Annotated in this window: 16 protein-coding genes; 5 read left to right on the forward strand and 11 right to left on the reverse strand. The window is 60.9% G+C overall.

Annotated elements, in window-relative coordinates:
- Positions 1–52 precede the first annotated feature (52 nt).
- Positions 53–1,174, reverse strand: a complete 1,122-nt coding sequence (gene mltA, locus BN1134_RS11525; RefSeq protein WP_042047377.1) for a murein transglycosylase A — start codon at positions 1,172–1,174, stop codon at positions 53–55.
- A gap of 169 nt (positions 1,175–1,343) precedes the next feature.
- Between mltA and BN1134_RS11530 the strand changes: the two genes are divergently transcribed.
- Positions 1,344–1,592 (forward strand): DUF1289 domain-containing protein, encoded by a 249-nt coding sequence (locus tag BN1134_RS11530; RefSeq protein WP_042047378.1) that lies wholly within the window; start codon positions 1,344–1,346, stop codon positions 1,590–1,592.
- A gap of 51 nt (positions 1,593–1,643) precedes the next feature.
- Here the strand turns inward: BN1134_RS11530 and fruA are convergent, their stop codons facing one another.
- The 3 genes from fruA to fruB are packed head-to-tail and all read right to left on the reverse strand — an operon-like array spanning position 1,644 to position 5,433.
- Positions 1,644–3,362 carry a PTS fructose transporter subunit IIBC gene (gene fruA / locus BN1134_RS11535; protein ID WP_042047379.1) on the reverse strand — a complete coding sequence of 573 codons (1,719 nt, stop codon included), beginning with the start codon at positions 3,360–3,362 and terminating at the stop codon, positions 1,644–1,646.
- A complete protein-coding gene (pfkB, locus tag BN1134_RS11540) occupies positions 3,359–4,309 on the reverse strand; it encodes a 1-phosphofructokinase (protein ID WP_042047380.1) in 951 nt (316 codons plus the stop codon). The genes fruA and pfkB overlap by 4 nt, the downstream gene beginning before the upstream one ends.
- Entirely contained in the window at positions 4,306–5,433 is a 1,128-nt protein-coding gene (gene fruB, locus BN1134_RS11545; protein ID WP_042047381.1) for a fused PTS fructose transporter subunit IIA/HPr protein, read from the reverse strand. Before fruB ends, pfkB begins: the two co-directional genes overlap by 4 nt.
- A gap of 286 nt (positions 5,434–5,719) precedes the next feature.
- On the opposite strand from fruB, the gene cra reads away from it, so the two are divergent.
- Entirely contained in the window at positions 5,720–6,703 is a 984-nt protein-coding gene (cra, locus tag BN1134_RS11550) for a catabolite repressor/activator (RefSeq protein ID WP_042047382.1), read from the forward strand.
- Positions 6,704–6,917: 214 nt separating this feature from the next.
- Positions 6,918–8,111, forward strand: a complete 1,194-nt coding sequence (locus BN1134_RS11555) for an aromatic amino acid transporter (RefSeq protein ID WP_042047383.1) — start codon at positions 6,918–6,920, stop codon at positions 8,109–8,111.
- Between the two features lie 58 nt (positions 8,112–8,169).
- Here the strand turns inward: BN1134_RS11555 and fbp are convergent, their stop codons facing one another.
- Positions 8,170–9,198 carry a class 1 fructose-bisphosphatase gene (fbp, locus tag BN1134_RS11560; protein ID WP_042047384.1) on the reverse strand — a complete coding sequence of 343 codons (1,029 nt, stop codon included), beginning with the start codon at positions 9,196–9,198 and terminating at the stop codon, positions 8,170–8,172.
- 308 nt (positions 9,199–9,506) lie between these two features.
- Here fbp and BN1134_RS11565 point away from each other — a divergent pair, with 308 nt between their 5' ends.
- Positions 9,507–11,120: a peptide ABC transporter substrate-binding protein gene (locus BN1134_RS11565; RefSeq protein WP_042047385.1), complete on the forward strand. Its 1,614-nt coding sequence runs from the start codon at positions 9,507–9,509 to the stop codon at positions 11,118–11,120.
- Between the two features lie 132 nt (positions 11,121–11,252).
- Positions 11,253–11,402, forward strand: a complete 150-nt coding sequence (locus BN1134_RS19730) for a hypothetical protein (RefSeq protein WP_156991747.1) — start codon at positions 11,253–11,255, stop codon at positions 11,400–11,402.
- Positions 11,403–11,510: 108 nt separating this feature from the next.
- Here BN1134_RS19730 and ppiD read toward each other — a convergent pair whose 3' ends face one another.
- The 6 genes from ppiD to tig form a co-directional block, all read right to left on the reverse strand.
- Positions 11,511–13,421 carry a peptidylprolyl isomerase gene (gene ppiD / locus BN1134_RS11570; protein WP_042047386.1) on the reverse strand — a complete coding sequence of 637 codons (1,911 nt, stop codon included), beginning with the start codon at positions 13,419–13,421 and terminating at the stop codon, positions 11,511–11,513.
- A gap of 122 nt (positions 13,422–13,543) precedes the next feature.
- A complete protein-coding gene (gene hupB / locus BN1134_RS11575; protein WP_042047387.1) occupies positions 13,544–13,816 on the reverse strand; it encodes a nucleoid-associated protein HU-beta in 273 nt (90 codons plus the stop codon).
- Between the two features lie 234 nt (positions 13,817–14,050).
- A complete protein-coding gene (lon, locus tag BN1134_RS11580) occupies positions 14,051–16,414 on the reverse strand; it encodes an endopeptidase La (protein WP_042047388.1) in 2,364 nt (787 codons plus the stop codon).
- Between the two features lie 140 nt (positions 16,415–16,554).
- On the reverse strand, positions 16,555–17,832 hold the full coding sequence (clpX, locus tag BN1134_RS11585; protein WP_042047389.1) for an ATP-dependent protease ATP-binding subunit ClpX: 1,278 nt from the start codon (positions 17,830–17,832) through the stop codon (positions 16,555–16,557).
- Positions 17,833–17,909: 77 nt separating this feature from the next.
- Positions 17,910–18,533 carry an ATP-dependent Clp endopeptidase proteolytic subunit ClpP gene (clpP, locus tag BN1134_RS11590; RefSeq protein WP_042047390.1) on the reverse strand — a complete coding sequence of 208 codons (624 nt, stop codon included), beginning with the start codon at positions 18,531–18,533 and terminating at the stop codon, positions 17,910–17,912.
- A gap of 86 nt (positions 18,534–18,619) precedes the next feature.
- Positions 18,620–19,927, reverse strand: a complete 1,308-nt coding sequence (gene tig, locus BN1134_RS11595; protein WP_042047391.1) for a trigger factor — start codon at positions 19,925–19,927, stop codon at positions 18,620–18,622.
- Positions 19,928–20,216 lie beyond the last annotated feature (289 nt).

A 20,216-nucleotide genomic window follows, 5' to 3' on the forward strand; every position in this document is an offset into this window, starting at 1 on the left:
GCATAACGAAAAGGGCCGCCCATGGGCGACCCTTCTCATCGTGGTGGCGTGATTACAGCCCCAGCTTCCAGACCCGGCCGAAGTGCTTGTAGTGGCCCGCCGCCACCCCGGCCTGCTCGCCACGGCCATGGTAGAGATCCAGGTGCCCGCCCTTGACCGCCCCGCCGGTATCGAGGGCAATCAGCAGGCGCAGCTCGTGGCGACCGGTCCAGTTGCCCTCTTTATCGAGCAGCGGAACCTCGGCCAGGATGGGGGTGCCCATCGGCAGCAGGCGGCGATCGGCGGCCACGGCCGCCATGCCGAGCAGGGGAATGCCGGCAGCCCCGATCACGTCGTTAGTCGGGCGGCGCTGGAAGAAGACATAAGAGGGGTTGTTCTCTACCAGCTCTTTGACCGCCGATTCGGGGCGGCTGTCGGCCCACTCCTTGATCGCCTTGAGCGACATCTTCTCCTTGGGCACCTCGCCGCGGTCGATCAGCACCCGGCCGATGCTGACGTAGCCATGGCCGTTCTTGCCCGCATAGCCGAGGTACTGCATCTGATCGGTATCGCCGTAGTGGACAAAGCCCGACCCCTGCACATCCATCAGGAAGTTGTCGATAAGCGACTTGCTGTAACCGAGCTCCAGCCCCCGGTTGGCCAGCGCGCCTTGGTGGATCTCGGCGCGGCTCGGGCAACGCCCGCCGCAGTTGGGCATCGCATAGATGGGGTATTTGAACTCGCCACTTTTCTGGTGACGCACCTCGAGCACCGGCGAGAAGTAGCCGGTGAAGAGGATGTTGCCACGGTTATCGGCCCCCCCCAGTTGGGAGAGGGTGACGCCATAGCTCGGCAACTTGACCGGATCGCCCCCCGCCGCTATCCAGCGGTTGAGCTTGTAGTAGAGGTTGCCATAGCGGCTGGCCATCCGCTTGGAGCGGTCAACCACGATCTGGCTCTGCGGGCCGAACATGCGAAAGTTGTGGGGCCGGTTGCTGTTGACCCGAGCCACCGGATTGAGATCGCCCGGCAGCACCCCGTCGAGGTACTGGCGCCCTAAGTTCTCTTCCTGGTTGCAGTTGAGAAAGCAGCTCTGCGCCTTGGGCTTGGGCGGACGTTTCTGGGCATCGCCCGAGCCGGCACAACCGCCGATCACCAAGGGGATGGCCAACCACCAATAGGAGCGTTTCTTCATTGAGTCCTCATACAACACCACGCCTCTGATGGCCGGCAAGATGCCAAAAAGCCATCCACAAAGCAAACGCCTTAACCGCTGCGATGCGTTTTTTTCAACGCCGGTTACCTACGGGTTACAAGGGCCAGAGCATGGGTTATAACATGAGCAGCACCGCGCAGGAGTGACCATGGAGCAGCTTGAATTTTTCCCACTGCAAAGCCCCTGCATCGGGGTGTGTGAGCTCAACAACAAGGGATACTGCAAGGGGTGCTTTCGCAGCCGCGACGAGCGCTTCAACTGGCAGAGAATGAGCGAGACCGAGCAGCAGGAGGTGCTGCGCCTGTGCCGGGATCGCCAGCGCCGGGTACTGGCGGCCAAACGCAAGGCGGCGGCCGCAGAGGGCGAGCCGCCCGAGCAGTCCAGCTTCGATCTGTGAAATAAGAAAAGGGGCGGCCCATGGGCCGCCCCTCTCGTTTGCGCCGGATGATCAGGCCGTCGCCAGCTTGGCCGACGCTTCACCGCGCTTGAGCATGGCGTAGGAGACGCCGGTGAGCAGCGAGCCCGCCGCAATCGCCACGATATACATCATGACGTTGCTGATGGCGTTCGGGATAAACAGCACGAACAGGCCGCCGTGGGGCGCCATCAGCTCGCAGCCAAACAGCATGGAGAGGGCGCCGGTCAGGGCACCGCCGATCATGCAGGCCGGGATGACGCGCATCGGATCTTTGGCGGCAAACGGGATCGCCCCCTCGGAGATGAAGCACAGCCCCAGCACGAAGGAGGCCTTGCCCGCTTCCTGCTCTGCCTTGATGAACTTCTTGCTGGCTAGGAAGGTGGCAATCCCCATCCCCAGCGCCGGCACCATGCCGGCTGCCATCACGGCCGCCATCGGGGCATAGGTCTTGGAGGCGAGCAGGCCGACCCCGAAGGCGTAGGCCGCCTTGTTGACCGGGCCCCCCATGTCGAAGCACATCATGGCGCCGATGATGACACCGAGCAGCACGGCGTTAGCCGAGCCCATGTTGTTGAGGAACTCGGTCATGGCGTTCATGATGCCGGCCACCGGGCCGCCAACCACGTAGATCATCACCAAGCCGGTAAACAGGCTGGCCGCCAACGGAATGATGAGGATCGGCTTGAGCGCCTCCAGGGTCACCGGCAGGCGCACCTTGTCACTCAAGAACTTGGCGCTGTAGCCGGCCAGGAAACCGGCGGCGATCCCACCGAGGAAACCGGCCCCGAGGGAGCTGGCCAGCATGCCGCCGATCATGCCGGGGGCGAGGCCAGGACGGTCGGCGATGGAGTAGGCAATATAGCCAGCCAGCACCGGGATCATCAGGGCAAAGGCCGACGCGCCGCCGATCTTCATCAGGGCCGCCGCCAGCGTTCCTTCTACCTTGAACGCCTCGATACCGAACACGAACGAGAGGGCGATGATGAGGCCACCGGCCACCACCATGGGCAGCATGAAGGAGACACCGGTCAGCAGGTGCTTGTAGGGGCCGGCCTTCTCCTCCTTCTTGGCCACGCTGGCGCCACTGCTGTGGCGATAGACCTTGGCCTCGCTCCAGGCGCGCTCGATCTCGGCGCGGGTCTTCTTAAGCGCCGCCCCCGTGCTGGTGCGATAGACGCTCTTGCCATCGAAGCGGGTCATGTCCACCTCGATGTCGGTGGCGAGCAGCACCAGATCGGCGGCGGCGATCTCCTCGGCGGTCAGGGCATTCTGGGCACCGACCGACCCTTGGGTCTCGACGCGGATCTGATAGCCGAGCTGGGGCGCCATGTTCTCAAGGGCCTCGGCCGACATGAAGGTATGGGCCACCCCGGTCGGGCAGGCGGTAACCGCCACGATGCGCTTACCGGCCTTGGCCGCGGCAGCCGGCGCGGCGCTGGCCACATGGGCATACGCTTTGGCCTGCGCGCTGGCGGCCTCCAGCAGCGCCTCGGGGGCCTGAATGGCCTGCTCGATGTCACCGCGATAGAGGCGCTTGCCGTCAAAACGGGCCAGATCCAGCTCGGTGCTGGCGGCGACCACCACCAGCTCGGCGGCGGCCACCTCGGCGTCGCTCAGCGTCTGGGCGTGGCCACGGGCCTCAGTCTTGACCTCCCAGCCTTTGGCCTTGGCCGCCTGCTCGAGGCGGCGGGCGGCAAGAAAACCGGTGGCGATGCCCGCCGGGCAGGCCGTCACTATGATTGCTTTCATTGGGCATCTCCTTGAGTCATCAGTTGTGTGATCACCACACGTTCCATCAGGGGCGCAAGCTGATCGCGCCCGGCAAATCCAACGGCAACCTGGCTCACCGCCAGGGCCGAGGCGGCGGTGGCCAGACGCACCGTCTCCTCTTTGGGCAGTCCGGCGGCAAGGCCGTAGACCAACCCGGCCACCAGGGAATCACCGGCGCCGACCGTGCTCACCACCTGCATCCGCGGCGGCACCGCACGCAGCACCCCCTCACGGCTGAACCAGAGCAGGCCACGGCTGCCGTCGGAGACGACCACCTGGGCCACCCCCTTGGCCAGCAGGGCCTCGGCACACTCGCGCTGCTCGGCATCGGTCTCGATGGGGCGACCGGCCCACTGGCCGAGCTCCTCACGATTGGGCTTGACCAGGGTCGGCGCCCCCTCCAGCCCCACCCGCAGCGCCGCGCCGCTGCAATCGAAGATCACCTGCTTGCCGCGCGCCTTGAGGCGCACGATAAGATCGCGGGCAAACTCGGGCTCGACCCCCTTGGGCAGGCTGCCGGCCAGCACGAACCAGTCGTGATCGAGGCAGAGCCGATCGAGGGCGGCCAGCAGCGCCTCACGCGCCGGCTCATCGATGCTCAGCCCCGGCAGGTTGAGGTCGGTCACCCGGCCGGCCTGCTCGGCAATCTTGACGTTGATGCGGGTCTCGCCACGGACACGCACGAAGGCATCCTCCAGCCCCTTGCGCTGGAACAGCTCGACGAAGGGGGCCTGATTGCCCTCCCCCAGCCAGCCGGTGACGGTCACGTCACAACCGAGATCCCGCAGCACCATGGCCACGTTGATCCCCTTGCCGGCGGCGCGCAGGGAGGCCTGCTCGACCAGATTGACCTCGCCCGGCACTAAGGTGGCGAGACGGGTGGTGAGATCGAGGGCCGGATTGAGGGTGATGGTGGCGATCTTCATGCTTGTGCTCCTTCACCCAGACCGGTGGCGATGGCCTCGCCCAGCCCCTTGAGGGCGGCCGCGGCATCCGCGCCACTGGCACGGAAGGCCAGACGATGGCCGCACTTGACGCCAAGGCCGATCACCTTCATCAGGCTCTTGGCATTGACCTCTTCACCGCTGCCGTCAAGGTTGGCGACGCGAATATCGGCACCATACTCCTTGGCCACCTTGACCAGCATGGCGCCGGGGCGGGCGTGCAGGCCATGGGGGTTGACGATGGTGAAGGTGGCGCTATGCCCTTCACCCGCAACTTCCGGCGCCGGGGCGCGCGGCGCCTCGCTTTGCAGCAGGGCAAGGCCCTGACTCGCCAGCTCAGCCAGACGACCGGCGGCGGCCAGCTCGGCCAGACGGGTCAGTTGCACCTCGTGGCCGGCCCCATTGGCACACAGCAGCAGCAGGCCGTTGACCGGCTCATCGCCGGCGTGCAGCGGCTGCTCCGGGGTAGCCAGCAGCCAGCCGGCCTGGGCGGCGCGGGTGCGGGCCAGCCACAGCCCCTGCCCCAGATGAAGCGGCGCCTGCCCGAGCAGGGCCGCCAGGGTATCGGTGTCCATCCAGCCGGCCGACTTGGCGCGAGCGGCCGCAGCCAGTTGCAGCTCGTTGAGCGAGGCCGCCGGGAAGTGCTCGAGGCGCTGGAACTGCGGCTCGGCCGCCGCCCCCTGCCCGCTCAGCACGGCGATGATATCGGCCACCTCAGTGGTATCGCGCAGACGCAGCGCCGCCGCCTCGTCACCCAGCACATGGGTGAGCTGGCGCAAGATGCCGAGGTGTTCGTCGGACTTGGCGGCGATGGCGATCACCAGATAGGCCAGCTGGCCATCGTCCCACTCGACCCCTTGCGGGAACTGGGCCACCTGCACCCCGGTCTGGCGCACCAGATGGCGGGTGTCGGTGGTGCCGTGGGGAATGGCGATGCCATTGCCAAGGTAGGTGGCATGCTGGGCCTCACGGGCCTGCATGCCGGCCAGATAACCGCTCTCGACCAGGCCGGCGGCCTCGAGGCGACCAGCCAGCAGGGCGATCGCCTCACCCTTGTTGGCCGCTTTCTGTCCCAGCAGGATCTGTTCGGGTGCCAAGGTCAGCATAAAGTCTCTCCGTCATCGTCTATTTGTTGTGTCAGCTTCAGTGTAGACCACCAAAAACTGAAACGTTTCAGCTTGCAGGGTTCAGCGAACACGTTGCTGAACCACTCAACCTTGACTCAGGCTGTTTCTCATCGCCAATTCAGGTGGAGCACGCTTGCAAGCTGAATCGTTTCACTTATATTTAAGACTGAATCGTTTCAGTGAATTGATCAAGCCCGGCGCCAACGCCACATCTCGATGGTATGATCGGGCGCACAATTTTCATCATCCGGAGCCGTGAAAACCCATGAAACTGGAAGAGATTGCCGCCCTAGCGGGGGTATCCCGCACCACGGCCAGCTACGTGATCAACGGCAAGGCCGAGCAGTACCGCATCAGCCAGGCCACCCGTGACAAGGTCATGGCCGTGGTCGAAGCGCACCACTACCAGCCCGACAGCCGCGCCGCCTCCCTGCGCGGTGGCCAGACCCGCACCCTGGGCTTCATCCTGCCGGATCTGGAAAACGCCAGCTACGCCAAGCTGGCCAAACGCCTCGAGCAGGGGGCCCGCGCCGAGGGGTATCAGCTGCTCATCGTCTGCTCGGAGGATGAACCCGATACCGAGCGCGAGCTGGCCAAGATGCTGCTGGCCCGCCATGTGGATGTGCTGCTGGTCGCCAGCTGCCTGCCGGCAGACGATCCCTGGTATCGCGAGCGCCAGCGTGAAGGGGCCCGCATCATCGCCATCGATCGGGCGCTCGATCCGGCCTGGTTTGTCTCGGTCACCAGCGAGAACCGCAAGGGGTGCGAGGAGCTGACCCGCTCTTTGCTCTCCCCCACCCTGCCGAGCATCGCGCTGATCACCGCCATGCCCGATCTCACCATCAGCGAGGAGCGCCGCCAAGGGTTCGTGCAGGCCCTCGAGGGGCACCCGGCCAAGGTGTGGGAGTGCGCCGGCGCCCACTTCGATCGCCGTGAGGGCTATCGCCTGATCCGCCAGCTGCATGAGCAACGAGGCAGCCTGCCGGCCGCCCTGGTCACCACCTCCTACATCCTGATGGAGGGTGTGCTCGATTACCTGCTGGAGCAGAGCGTCGACATGAGCAGCCTCGCCATGGCCACCTTCGGCGATGATCGGCTGCTCGACTTTCTCCCCTGCGGCATCAACTCCCTGCCCCAGTCCCACGACGAGATCGCCACCCGAGCCCTCACCCTGGCGTTCGGTGCCATCCATGGCGATTACCCGGCCGGCGTACACGTGATCGCGCGGAGTCTGTGCCGCCGCTCGTAACGATATCGTTCCACAACCCCGCTATTTTTGTTGCCACTCGCCCCCCTGGTGGCTTGCCACAGGGGGTTGCCTTGTTTACAGTGCCCCTCCTTAACCCGATCTTTCTCACTAGCGAAAGGTCAAAATACCGACGATTACGCCACCCTGCACCCCATTGGCGAAAAATAGAACCAAAATCGGCCCCAATCGTACAATATTCTTTACGGAAGAGTTCATGCACTCCAAGACCCTCGGCTGTACCCTGCTCATCGCCGGCACCACCATAGGCGCCGGCATGCTGGCCCTGCCGCTGGCCGCCTCCCCCCTCGGCGGACCGGCCACCCTGATCCTGATGCTGGTGCTGTGGGCTCTGATGGCCTACACCGCCATGTTGCAGGTTGAAGCGAGCCTCACCACGTGTCATACCCACCTGCACCAACTGGCCGAGCACCTGCTCGGCGCCTGGGGCAAGCGTCTGGCCGCCTTCTGCGTGCTGATGCTCTTTTACTCGCTGGCGGCCGCCTACATCAGCGGCGGCAGCAGTCTGCTGAGCCAGGCGCTCGGTGATGAGGGCATCACGCTGAGCCAGGAGCGCAGTGCCTGGCTGTTTACCCTCTTCTTTGGTGGCATGGTCTGTATCGGCACCCGCTCGGTCGACTACCTCAACCGCCTGATGTTTGCCACCAAGCTGGTGATCATGGTGGCGGTGCTGGCCATGCTGCTGCCGCGCGCCGAGGGGCAGCACCTGCTGGCCATGCCGCTCGAGCAAGGGCTGCTGCTGGCGGGCCTGCCGGTCATCTTCACCTCGTTTGGCTTTCACGGCTCCATTCCCAGCGTCCTGCTCTATCTCGGCCGAGATCCGCGCCAGCTGCGCCGGGTCTTCGTCTGGGGCTCAGCCCTGCCGCTCATCCTCTATGTGCTGTGGCAGGTGGCCATCCTCGGCCTGCTCGGCCAGCAGCGTCTGCTCGCGACCGGTGGGGCATTGGATGGTCTGCTGGCGGGGGTGGGCCAGGTGATCGACTGGAGTACCTTCAGCCAGGCCATGCATCTGTTTGCCGATCTGGCGCTGGCCACCTCTTTTCTTGGCGTGACCCTGGGGCTGTTTGACTTCATGGCCAAGGCCCTCAACCGCCGTGACAACGCCACCGGCCGCCTGCAAACCGGCCTCATCACCTTCGTGCCGCCCCTGCTGTTTGCCCTCTACTTTCCTCAGGGCTTCATCATGGCGCTCGGCTATGCGGCGATTGCGCTGGCGGTGCTGGCGGTCTTGCTGCCAGTCACTCTGGTATGGCAATCGCGCAAAGTCCCCGAGCAAGGGGGGTATCGGGCCCCTGGCGGTACCTACGGCCTACTCGCGGCCACCCTGCTCGGCCTGCTCATCGTCGGTGTGCAGGTGAGCGTCTCGGTGGGGCTGCTGCCCGCCCTGTAAGCAGGCGCCCGCCAATAAGAAGGCCACCCTAGGGTGGCCTTCTTGCTATGCGCTCACATCAACTTTGCGGCGCCTCATGGGAGGAGAACTCCCGCATGAAGGCTTCGGCGCGCTCCACCATCTTGGTCGAGCCGACGAAGTAAGGGGTGCGCTGGTGCAGCGAGGTGGGCTCGATATCGAGGATACGGCGGAATCCATCCGACGCCTTGCCCCCGGCCTGCTCTATCAGCAGGGCCAGCGGGTTGCACTCGTAGAGCAGGCGCAGCTTGCCCTTGGGCGCATTGGTACCGGACGGGTAGATATAGATGCCGCCTTTAAGCAGGTTGCGATGAAAATCGGAAACCAATGATCCGATATAGCGGGCGGTGTAGGGCCTGTGGGTCGGCTCATCGAGCTCCTGGCAATATTTCAGGTACTTCTTCACCCCATCCGGGAACTTGATGTAGTTGCCCTCGTTGATGGAGTAGATCTTGCCCTCCTCGGGGATACGCAGGTTCTCGTGGGAGAGGCAGAAGCAACCGATAGAGGGATCGTAGGTAAAGCCGTTGACCCCGTTGCCGGTGGTGTAGACCAGCATGGTCGAGGAGCCATAGACCACGTAACCCGCCGCCACCTGGCGCCGACCCGGTTGCAGGAAATCCTCCAGCACCACAGGGGTGCCGGGCGGGCTGACACGGCGATAGATGGAGAAGATGGTGCCGACGGAGACGTTCACATCGATGTTGGAAGAGCCATCGAGCGGGTCGATCAGCACCACGTACTTGGAGTGCTTGGAGAGGGCCGAATCAAAGACGACGAAATCCTCCTCCTCTTCCGAGGCCATGCCACACACCTCGCCGCGCGCCTCGAGCGCCGCCTTGAAGCGCTCGTTGGCATAGACATCGAGCTTTTGCTGCACCTCCCCTTGTACGTTTTCGGCACCGACCGAGCCGATGATATCGGCCAGCCCCGCCTTGTTGATCTCCCGGTTGACTACCTTGGCCGCCAGCCGGATCGAGCTGAGCAGGGAGCTCAGTTCACCGGTAGCCGTCGGGTACTCGGTCTGCTTCTTGACGATAAACTCACCGAGCGTGACCATGTTTTTCATCGTGTTTCCTTAACGTAAACCGTTGGCGTTGAAAACGTTTGCAAGCTTAAGCAAAAAAATCGCTGTTCTTGGCGGACAGCGTATTGTTACCGAATGTAACTTTTTTTTTGGTTTTTTGCAGCGAATTAACTGGGCTTAAACGTGGCGGACTCTGCCATGAAATACGCCATCGCCCCCTTAGCATCGCCGAGAACAGGCTCATAAACCGCCACTTTATTTTTACCGCGAGTTTTCACTTTGCTTGTCATGCCCCTGGCGTTACCGCACACTGCCGGATGCTAGGAAGCAAACATAACAAGGATATGACGATGCAAAAAACGCGGATAACGGCTATCTGTGCCGCCCTGTTCACCTATTCCGTCTGCGCCGCCGAGGTGCCTGCCGGCACTGCGTTACTCCCCCCAGAAGAGCAGATCTTTGTGCGTAATATCGGCACCGAGCCCGCCTCTATCGATCCGCAGCGGGTTGAAGAGAGCGCCGGCAACGAGGTGGTCAACGATCTGTTCGAGGGGTTGTTCACGCTCGATGCCAACGGCAAGCCGACGTTGGCCGGCGCGTTGAGCTATGAGGTTGACCCCAGTGGCACCGTCTACACCTTCAAACTCAGGCCCGAAGCCAGGTGGTCCAACGGCGATCCGGTCACCGCCGCCGACTATGTGTACGGTTGGCAACGCGCCGCCGATCCCAACACTGCCTCCCAGTACGCCTGGTTTATCGCCTTGATGGGGCTCAACCATGCCAATGCCGTGATACAGGGCAAGCGGCCCCCCTCCGATCTGGGGATCACGGCACGGGATCCGCACACCTTGCAGGTCACTCTGGCAGCACCGGTGCCCTTCTTTCTCAAGACCCTCACCCACTACACCACCTTCCCAGCCCACAAGGCGACCATAGAGAAGTTCGGCTCAGAGTGGGTCAAACCGGGCAATATCGTCTCCAACGGCGCCTACCGGCTCAAAGAGTGGACGCCAAACGAGCGCCTCATCGCCGAGCGCAATCCCCACTACTGGAACAATACCAAGACGGTGGTCAACAAGGTCATCTATCTGGAGGTGGTCTCCGATACCGCCGCCTACAACCGCTACCGCTCCGGCGAAGTGCACTACACCCCCTACCCCCTCGATCAGTACCGCAAGATCAAGCAGACCATGGCTCAGGAGCTGATCAACCTGCCGATCCTGGCCAGCTACTACTACGTCTTCAACACCCAGCGCAAACCGTTCGACGATAGCCGGGTGCGCCGCGCCCTCTCGCTTGCGATTGACCGCGAGGTGATCACCGACAAGATCCTGGGCCAGGGGCAGATCCCAGCCTATAGCTTCACCCCACCCATTGTCGACGGGTTTGAGCTAACGCCGCCCCAGAGCCAACTAATGAGCAAGGAAAAACGCATCGAGCAGGCCAAGGCGCTGCTCGCCGAGGCCGGATATGGCCCCGGCAAGCCGCTCCAGGTCGATATCCTCTATAACACCAACGAGAGCCACAAGGTGATCGCCCTCGCCATCGCCTCCATGTGGAAACGCAACCTGGGGGTGAGCACCGAGATTAACAACATGGAGTGGAAGAGCATGGTGTCGGCCCTGAACGAGGGGAACTTCAACATCAGCCGCTATAGCTGGAGCGGCGACTACAACGATGCCTCCACCTTCCTCGATATCATGAGCAGCTCGAGCAGCGCCAACAGCGGCAAATGGGTCAACGCCGAGTATGACGCCCTGCTGGCCAAGGCCCACGACGCCATGGATCCCGCCGAGCGCAACCACCTCTATCAGCAAGCCGAGACGCTGATCGATAAGGAGGCCCCCATCGCCCCCATCTACTTCGCCGTCAAATCCCGCCTGCTCAAGCCCTTCGTCAAGGGATTCCCACTGCACAATCCACAGGACATCGTCTACAGCCGGGACATTTATCTGATCAAGTAGTCAAAATCAGGGGAAGTCAGCATCTTCCCCTGGTTTTCTCACTCATTGGCGTCACGTTCGCCGATATTCATCTTAGGTTCACTCGCCGATGTTAGGGTGCACCCTCCACAAACCAACCAAAGGAGTCCTCTTATGGAAGAGACGATCCGCGAAGAAGTGGTACAGATCCGTCAGGAAGCCGAGCAACTCGGCCTCGAGCGCGCCCGTAGCAAATGGGATGAGCGCGTCAGCAAGCTGGAGCAAGATCTCCCGTCCCGTTACGAAGAGCCGGAGCAGAACTAGTCTCAGGCAAGGGGACAAGCCTTGCCTGAGGCCGTAGTTCCAAACGTCATCCAATAAAAAACCACCCCAACCGGGGTGGTTTTTTTATGGTTCAACCGCTTGCCGAGCTTATTCCACTGCGGCTTCCTGCGCGGCAAAATACTCTATCTTGGCCGCTTTGCGCAGGCTGTCGACAAACGCCTTGTAGTCGGCCTGAGCCTTCGACTGACCCATCTGTCCCTTGATGAGCTCGGCCATCTGGGAGGGCTTCTCAGGCTGGCTCACCTTATCGAGCGCCACGATCACTTGATCGCCATTGCTCTGGGTGAGCAGTTCGACACTCGGCTGCTTGGCCGGATGTGGCATGCGGAAGATCTGGGCCACCAAGCTCTGATCCAGCTCCTGGGCGAAGCGGGTCAACCCCTTGTGCTCCTCCAGCTTGAGGTTCAAAGCCGAGAGCTCCTGATTGACCTCAGCACCGGACTTGAGCTTGCCGAGCAGCTCCTGCCCCTTGCTGCGGGCCACTTCACTCGCCTTGCTGCGCTTGATATCGGAGACGATAAGCTCGCGCACCTCATCGAGCGCCTTGACGGCCTTCGGCTTGTGATCCATGACGTGCAGCACCAGCGCCTTGCCATCACCAATCTCAATGACATCGGAGTTGGTGTTCTCCTCACGCAGCATCTCAGAGAAGGCGGCAGAGAGCACCTTGGCATCGTTGAGCGGTGCAGGAGCGGTGGCCTGGCTGAAGTAGTCGCTGGAGATCACCTTGAGGTCAACGGCCTTAGCCGCGGCATCCAGAGAGTCTGGGTTTTCAAAGCTGGCATCGGCCAGTTTCTGCTGGGCCGCGAAATAGCGCTCGCGGGCCTTGTCCTTCTGCAGACGCTCGCGTGTATCGGCCTGCACCTCGTCAAACGGGCGCACCGCTGCGGGCTCGACCCCGAGCAGCTTGATGATGTGGTAGCCAAACTGGCTCTTCACCACGCCGGAGAGCTCCCCTTCCTTCGCCAGAGCAAAGGCCGCCTTCTCAAAGGCCGGGTCCATGACGCCCTTCTCGAACCAATCGAGCTCGCCGCCCTTCTTGGCGGAGAAGGTATCGGAAGAGTCGCGCTTGGCCAGCTCGGCAAAGTCGGCGCCACCGTTAAGGGCCGCCAGATCCTCCTCGGCCTTCTTCTCGGCCGCCTTCTCATCCTTACCCGGTGGGATCAGGATGTGAGCCACACGGCGACGCTCATTGCGCTGGAACTGCTCCTGGTGCTGATCGTAATAGTCACGCACATCCTGGTCGGTCACCTGGATATCCTTGGCCAGATCGGCGGCATCCAGCAGTAGATAGTCAACCCGGATCCGCTCGTCATTCATGAAGCGCGGCTGGTTGGCTGCGTAGAACTGCTTGATCTCCTCGTCACTGACTTGAACCTGATCGAGGTAAGACTCCGCCGGCAGGCGAACCAGGCGCACATCACGGCTCTGCTGATAGAGCTTGTCGAGGCTGGACGCCTCTCCACCCAGCACAAACTCAGTGCCAAGCAGAGCGCCCATCAGCTGTTGACGGATCATGTCCTGACGGATGCTGTCACGGAACATCTCCGGGCTCATGCCGGCGCGGCGAATGAGTTGCAGGTAGCGATCATTGTCAAACTTGCCGTTTTGTTGAAACTCCGGCATGGCCGTAATGGCTTGCTTGATCTGCTCGTCACCGATACGCAGCCCGAGATCGTGAGCCTTGGCATCCAGCAGTGCCTGATCGATCAGACGATCGAGCACGCTGCGGCGCAGTTGTTTGATGTACTCAGGATTGTCGGCCAGCTGATTGAAGGCATCCCCCATCTGAGCTTCCAGACGGGCGCGCTCGTTACGGTAGGCATTTTCCAGAGTTTGGGGTGAAATTTCGTTATCGTTGACGCTAGCCACGGCGTTCTTGGCTGGGCTGTTTACATAGCTGCCCACCCCGGCCAGTGCGAAGGAGAGGATGATCAAGCCCAAGATGCCCTTGGCCACCTTGCCCTGCGCCCCTTCACGGAGTTTATCCATCATCATGTCGGTACAAATGCTCCGGCGGAATAATAAAAAGGCGCACCGGATACGATGCGCCTTGGTCAAATCAGTATGAGAGAAGCCCTCTCACGTGCCTGATCCGGGATCAGGACAGCCGAGGCGGCTTAGTTTACTGCGTCTTTCAGAGCCTTGCCGGCCTTGAAGGCAGGTACCTTACCGGCAGCGATTTCGATGGTGGCACCGGTCTGCGGGTTGCGGCCAGAACGGGCAGCACGCTCACGCACAGCGAAAGTACCGAAACCGACCAGAGCGACCTGATCACCGGCTTTCAGGGACTCGGTGACCGCATCGATGAAGGCATCCAGCGCACGACCGGCAGCGGCCTTGGAGATATCAGCGCCATCGGCAATCTTGTCAATCAGTTGAGATTTATTCACTCTTATTTTCCCCTATTATCGAACATCGCTACGGCGCTGATTTCCCTGGCCGCAACAAGTGGAGGTTTTATAACAAGCCTCCTGATCAGTTGCAAGTGACAATCTGGCGCTAAACCGCGCCACATCACGCCTTGCGACTCATCACGAGTTTCCCGGTCGGGGAACAAGGCTACTGCCCTTATTTGAGCCTTGCAAGCCTTGCTACCCGCCGTAATGCACCAAATTTGCGGTGCATCATGCTTTCTGGTTGGAAACCACCTCAAAACCCTGCGGATTTTCGGCCAGCGCCAGCTCCAATACCTGATCGATCCAGCGAACCGGATGGATTTCCAGGTCGGCCTTGACGTTTTCCGGGATCTCTTCAAGGTCGCGCTCGTTCTCCTTGGGGATGAGCACACGCTTGATGCCACCACGGTGCGCCGCCAGCAGCTTCTCTTTAAGGCCACCGATGGGCAGCACCTCGCCACGCAGGGTGATCTCCCCTGTCATGGCCACGTCAGCGCGCACCGGATTACCGGTCAGGCTGGACACCAGTGCGGTGCACATAGCGATACCGGCACTGGGGCCATCTTTCGGGGTTGCCCCTTCCGGCACGTGAACGTGAATGTCGCGTTTCTCATAGAAATCGCCATTGATACGCAATTTCTCGGCGCGAGAGCGCACCACCGTCATGGCCGCCTGGATGGACTCTTGCATCACGTCACCGAGCGAGCCGGTATAGGTCAACTTGCCCTTGCCCGGCATACTGGTCGCCTCGATGGTCAGCAGATCGCCGCCCACCTCGGTCCAGGCCAGACCACACACCTGACCGACCTGATTGTGATCTTCCGCCTTGCCGTAATCAAAGCGCTGTACCCCGAGGAACTCTTTGAGATTCTCAAGATTTACAGTGACATGCTTGATATTTTTATCGAGCAGGATCTTCTTGACCGCCTTGCGACAGATTTTGGAAATTTCACGCTCAAGCCCCCGTACACCCGCCTCACGGGTGTAGTAGCGAATGATACCCATGATGGCCGAGTCTTCGAGCGTGATCTCGGACTCCTTCAGACCATTTCGCTGGATTTGCTTCGCGACCAGGTGCTGCTTGGCGATGTTGAGCTTCTCATCCTCGGTGTAACCGGAAAGGCGGATCACCTCCATCCGGTCGAGCAACGGGCCCGGAATGTTCATGGAGTTGGAGGTGGCCACAAACATCACATCGGAGAGATCGTAATCGACCTCCAGATAGTGATCGTTGAAGCTGTTATTTTGCTCCGGATCGAGCACTTCCAGCAGGGCGGAGGCGGGATCACCGCGCATGTCGGAGCTCATCTTGTCGATTTCATCGAGCAAGAACAGCGGGTTCTTCACCCCAACCTTGGCCATCTTCTGGATCAGCTTGCCCGGCATGGAGCCAATGTAAGTACGACGGTGACCGCGGATCTCCGCCTCATCGCGTACCCCACCGAGCGCCATACGCACGTACTTGCGACCGGTCGCCTTGGCAATCGACTGACCGAGCGAGGTCTTACCCACGCCAGGAGGGCCAACCAGGCAGAGGATCGGCCCCTTGAGCTTGTTCACCCGCGCCTGCACGGCGAGATACTCAAGGATGCGCTCCTTGACCTTGTCCAAGCCGTAGTGGTCAGCGTCCAGGATGTCCTGGGCCTTGCCAATGTCCTTCTTGACCTTGGAGCGGGCCTTCCAGGGCACCTGCACCATCCAGTCGATGTAGCCGCGCACCACAGTCGCCTCGGCCGACATGGGGGACATCATCTTGAGCTTGGAGAGCTCGGAGAGGGCCTTCTCGCGCGCCTCCTCCGGCATGCCGACCTCATCAATCTTGTTGCTGAGGGCCTCGAACTCATCCGGATTGTTCTCATCCAGCTCACCGAGCTCTTTCTGAATGGCCTTCATCTGCTCGTTGAGGTAGTACTCGCGCTGGCTCTTCTCCATCTGTTTCTTGACGCGGGAGCGGATGCGTTTTTCAACCTGCAGCAGGTCGATCTCCGACTCCATCATCGCCATCAGAAACTCAATGCGCTCGGCGACGGAGGCAAACTCCAGCACTTTCTGCTTGTCTTCCAGCTTGAGCGGCATGTGGGCGGCCATGGTATCTGCCAGGCGCGCCGCATCATCGATAGCCGCAATGGAGGTGAGCACCTCGGGCGGGATCTTCTTGTTGAGCTTGATGTAACCTTCGAACTGACCAATGGCAGAGCGCACCAGCACTTCGGCCTCGCGCTCAGCCAGCCCTTCGGAGGTGAGGTAGCTTGCCTCCCCCACGTAGTAGGCTTGATCGTCGATCATCCGCTCAAGACGGGCACGCTGCCCCCCCTCCACCAGCACCTTGACGGTGCCGTCGGGCAACTTGAGCATCTGGAGGATGTTGGCCACGGTTCCGACCGAGAACATTTCCTCGACCGTCGGGTCGTCTGTAGAGGCATCCTTCTGGGCGATCAGCAGCACCTTCTTATCGTGCTCCATCGCCGCTTCCAGACACCGAATCGATTTTTCCCGCCCCACGAAGAGTGGAATGACCATATGGGGATAAACCACCACGTCACGAAGAGGCAGGACGGGAATCTCTATGCGTTCTGAACGCTCTAGGTTCATAAATGTCCTCTCGGCTTATTATACCGTTGGCTAGCGCTTGGCTGAGTATATGGGGGCGACTTGAAGCGATTCAATGCGTACTCGGCCAAAAAGGATGAAAGGGGCAATTTGCCCCTTTCATTTGATTAAAAATCAGTCACTTACTCGGAAGCGGCGGCCTGGGTTTCAGGGTGCTCGTAGATCATCAAAGGTGGTGTGTCACCCTTGATGACCCCTTCATCGATCACCACCTTGCTCACCCCTTCCAAGGAAGGCAGGTCATACATGGTGTCGAGCAGTACGGCCTCCACGATGGATCGCAGGCCACGGGCACCAGTCTTGCGCTCCATCGCCTTCTGGGCGATAGCGACCAGGGCATCGTCACGGAACTCCAGCTCCACCCCTTCCAGGTCGAACAGGGCACCGTACTGCTTGGTCAGCGCGTTCTTCGGCTCCTTGAGGATCTGGATCAGGGCTGCCTCATCGAGCTCGCTCAGGGTTGCCACAACCGGCAAACGACCGATGAACTCGGGGATGAGACCGTACTTGATCAGATCTTCCGGCTCGACCTTGGCAAAGGTCTCGCTCAGGGTTGCCTTGGCATCCTTGGATTTCACCTCGGCACCAAAACCGATCCCGGTTCCCTTGACGGCACGCTGCTCAATCACCTTGTCGAGGCCGGCAAAAGCGCCGCCACAGATAAAGAGGATCTTGGAGGTGTCAACCTGCAAGAACTCCTGCTGCGGATGCTTGCGGCCCCCTTGGGGAGGCACAGACGCAATCGTGCCCTCAATGAGCTTGAGCAGCGCCTGCTGCACCCCTTCCCCGGAGACATCACGGGTGATGGAGGGATTGTCCGACTTGCGGGAGATCTTGTCGATCTCGTCGATATAGACGATACCGCGCTGAGCCTTCTCGACGTCGTAGTCGCACTTTTGCAGCAGCTTCTGGATGATGTTCTCCACGTCCTCGCCCACATAACCGGCTTCGGTCAACGTGGTGGCATCGGCCATGGTGAAAGGAACGTCCAGCAAACGAGCCAGGGTCTCGGCCAGCAGGGTCTTGCCACTACCGGTCGGGCCGATCAGCAGGATGTTAGACTTGCCGAGCTCCACCCCGTTGGTATCCACATGGCTTGAGCGCAACCGCTTGTAGTGGTTGTAAACCGCCACGGCCAGCACCTTCTTTGCATGCTCCTGGCCAATCACATAATCGTCCAGATGCGTGCGGATCTTGTGCGGGATCGGCAACTCTCCCCCTTCCTTCTTCGGAGAGATATCGCGGATCTCTTCGCGAATGATGTCGTTACACAGCTCGACACACTCGTCGCAAATATAGACGGAAGGGCCAGCGATAAGCTTGCGCACCTCATGCTGGCTCTTGCCGCAGAAGGAGCAGTAGAGCAGCTTCTCACCCTCACCCTTGCGTTTGTCTGTCATTCAGAAACCTCTATCGTCAATGCGCGGTTACCCGCTTTCTGTCCCCGTTAGTGTACAACAGCCCGGGGACAAGTACCTTAACCGCGCTGGGACAACACACCATCCACCAGACCATACGCCACGGCCTGCTCGGCAGACATGAAGTTGTCGCGATCAGTGTCGCGCTCTATGGTAGCGATGTCTTGCCCGGTGTGGAATGCCAGACGCTCGTTCAGGGTGTTCTTGATCTTGAGGATCTCCTGAGCGTGGATCTGGATATCGGACGCCTGTCCCTGGAAGCCACCCAGCGGTTGGTGGATCATCACGCGAGCATTGGGCAGGCAGAAACGCTTGCCCTTGGCGCCGCCAGCCAGCAGGAAGGCGCCCATGGAGCAGGCCTGCCCCATGCAGACGGTGCTGACATCCGGCTTGATGAACTGCATGGTGTCATAGATGGACATACCGGCGGTCACCGACCCACCCGGCGAGTTGATATAGATGCTGATGTCCTTGTCCGGGTTCTCAGACTCGAGGAACAGCAGCTGGGCCACGATCAGGTTGGCCATTTGATCTTCAACCTGACCGGTCAGGAAGATCACCCGCTCCTTGAGCAAGCGGGAGAAGATGTCGTAGGAGCGCTCCCCCTTGGCGGTCTGTTCGACCACGATCGGCACCAGGGCACTGCTGGGAGAGTCGGTCACATCGTTATAGTTTTTGAACATAAGGCATTGTCCCTAAAATAAAATGGCCCGGGTGGAGTACACACGGGCCATTATAAGTAACACTCTTGACCTTAAGTCAAATGTTCTTAGGCGGCGACGGACTTGTTGATAACGTCGTCGAAGGCGACCGCTTTCTCGGTCACTTGAGCCTTGCTCAGGATGAGGTCGATAGCCTGATCTTCGATAGCCAGGTTACGAACGCCATTGAGGGCCTGCTCGTTGTTCTTGTAGTACTCGATCACTTCCTTCGGATCTTCGTAGGCAGTGGCCATGGACTCGATGATGGTATCCACGCGAGCATCGTCAGCCTTGATCTCGTTGGTGCGGATCACTTCGCCCAGCAGCAGACCAACACGGACACGGCGCTCGGCTTGATCCTGGAACAGCTCGGCCGGCAGTTCCGGCGCGTTGCCACCCTGGAAGCCACCAAAACGCTGCATGGCCTGCTTGCGCATGGAGTCAATCTCCTGAGCAACGGCAGCCTTCGGCAGATCGATGGTGTTGGCATCAACCAGACCGTTCAGCACCTGCTCCTTGACGGCGTTCTTCAGGGCCTGAGCCAGCTCGCGCTCCATGTTCTTGCGCACTTCAGCCTTCAGCTCTTCGACGTTGCCGCTTTCGATACCAAAGCGCTTGACGAACTCTTCAGACAGCTCCGGCAGGATCTGCTCTTCAACCTTGTGCAGCTTGGAGGCAAACTTGGCCGCCTTGCCCTTGAGGTTCTCGGCGTGGTAGTCCTCCGGGAAGGTCACGTCGATGGTGAACTCGTCACCGGCCTTCTTGCCCATGATGGCGTCTTCAAAGCCCGGGATCATGCGACCGGCACCCAGTACCAGTGCAAACCCTTCGGCCTTGCCGCCTTCGAACTCTTCACCGTCGATGGAGCCGACGAAGTCCAGGGTGACACGCATGCCATCGGCAGCGGCGGCATCCACATCAGCCCAAGTGGCGTGCTGCTTGCGCAGGGTGTTCAGCATGTTGTCCAGATCGGCGTCAGTCACGCTGGCCACCGGCTTCTCAACCTTGATGGTCTCCAGGCCGGAAACCTGAACTTCCGGGTAGACTTCGAAGGTGGCGGAGAACACGAAGTCCTGGCCTTCCTTGATCTCTTGCGGGTCCATGGTCGGAGCGCCAGCCGGGCTCAGCTTGTTGTCGATGATGGCCTTGATGAAGTTGGTCTGCATCATTTCATCGGCAACGCGGGCGTGGGCCAGGGCACCAAACATCTTCTTGATGATGGACAGGGGAGCCTTACCCGGGCGGAAACCGTCGATACGACGAGTCTTGGCCAGGCCGCTCAGCTCTTTCTTCACGGCGGCATCAACAGTCGCAGCCGGTACGGTGATAGTCAGGCGGCGTTCCAGACCCTGGGTTGTCTCTACAGAAACTTGCATTCTTTTACCTCGTTCAACTCAGCACTCGGTGCTGACCCTTATCTCCCCAAGGGTCTCCCCGGGGTCTTCCTGGTCATACAAAGACGGTCGTCTTTGCGCAAATGAAAATCAGACGCGGCATTATAGCGGCGTGTCGCAGGTGAGTCGAGCCGACCTACCCGCATAATCTGTGCATCAGCGCGCGATTTTGACGCGCGGACGGCACCGAAAATGGTGGCTAAGCCCCCCGATTGCAAGGGCTTTATCCTCTTTTATGCGTCAACTGCTGAAAAAGAGAACAATCGGGCCA

It is taken from the genome of Aeromonas simiae, from assembly GCF_000820125.1.
GTDB lineage: Bacteria > Pseudomonadota > Gammaproteobacteria > Enterobacterales > Aeromonadaceae > Aeromonas > Aeromonas simiae.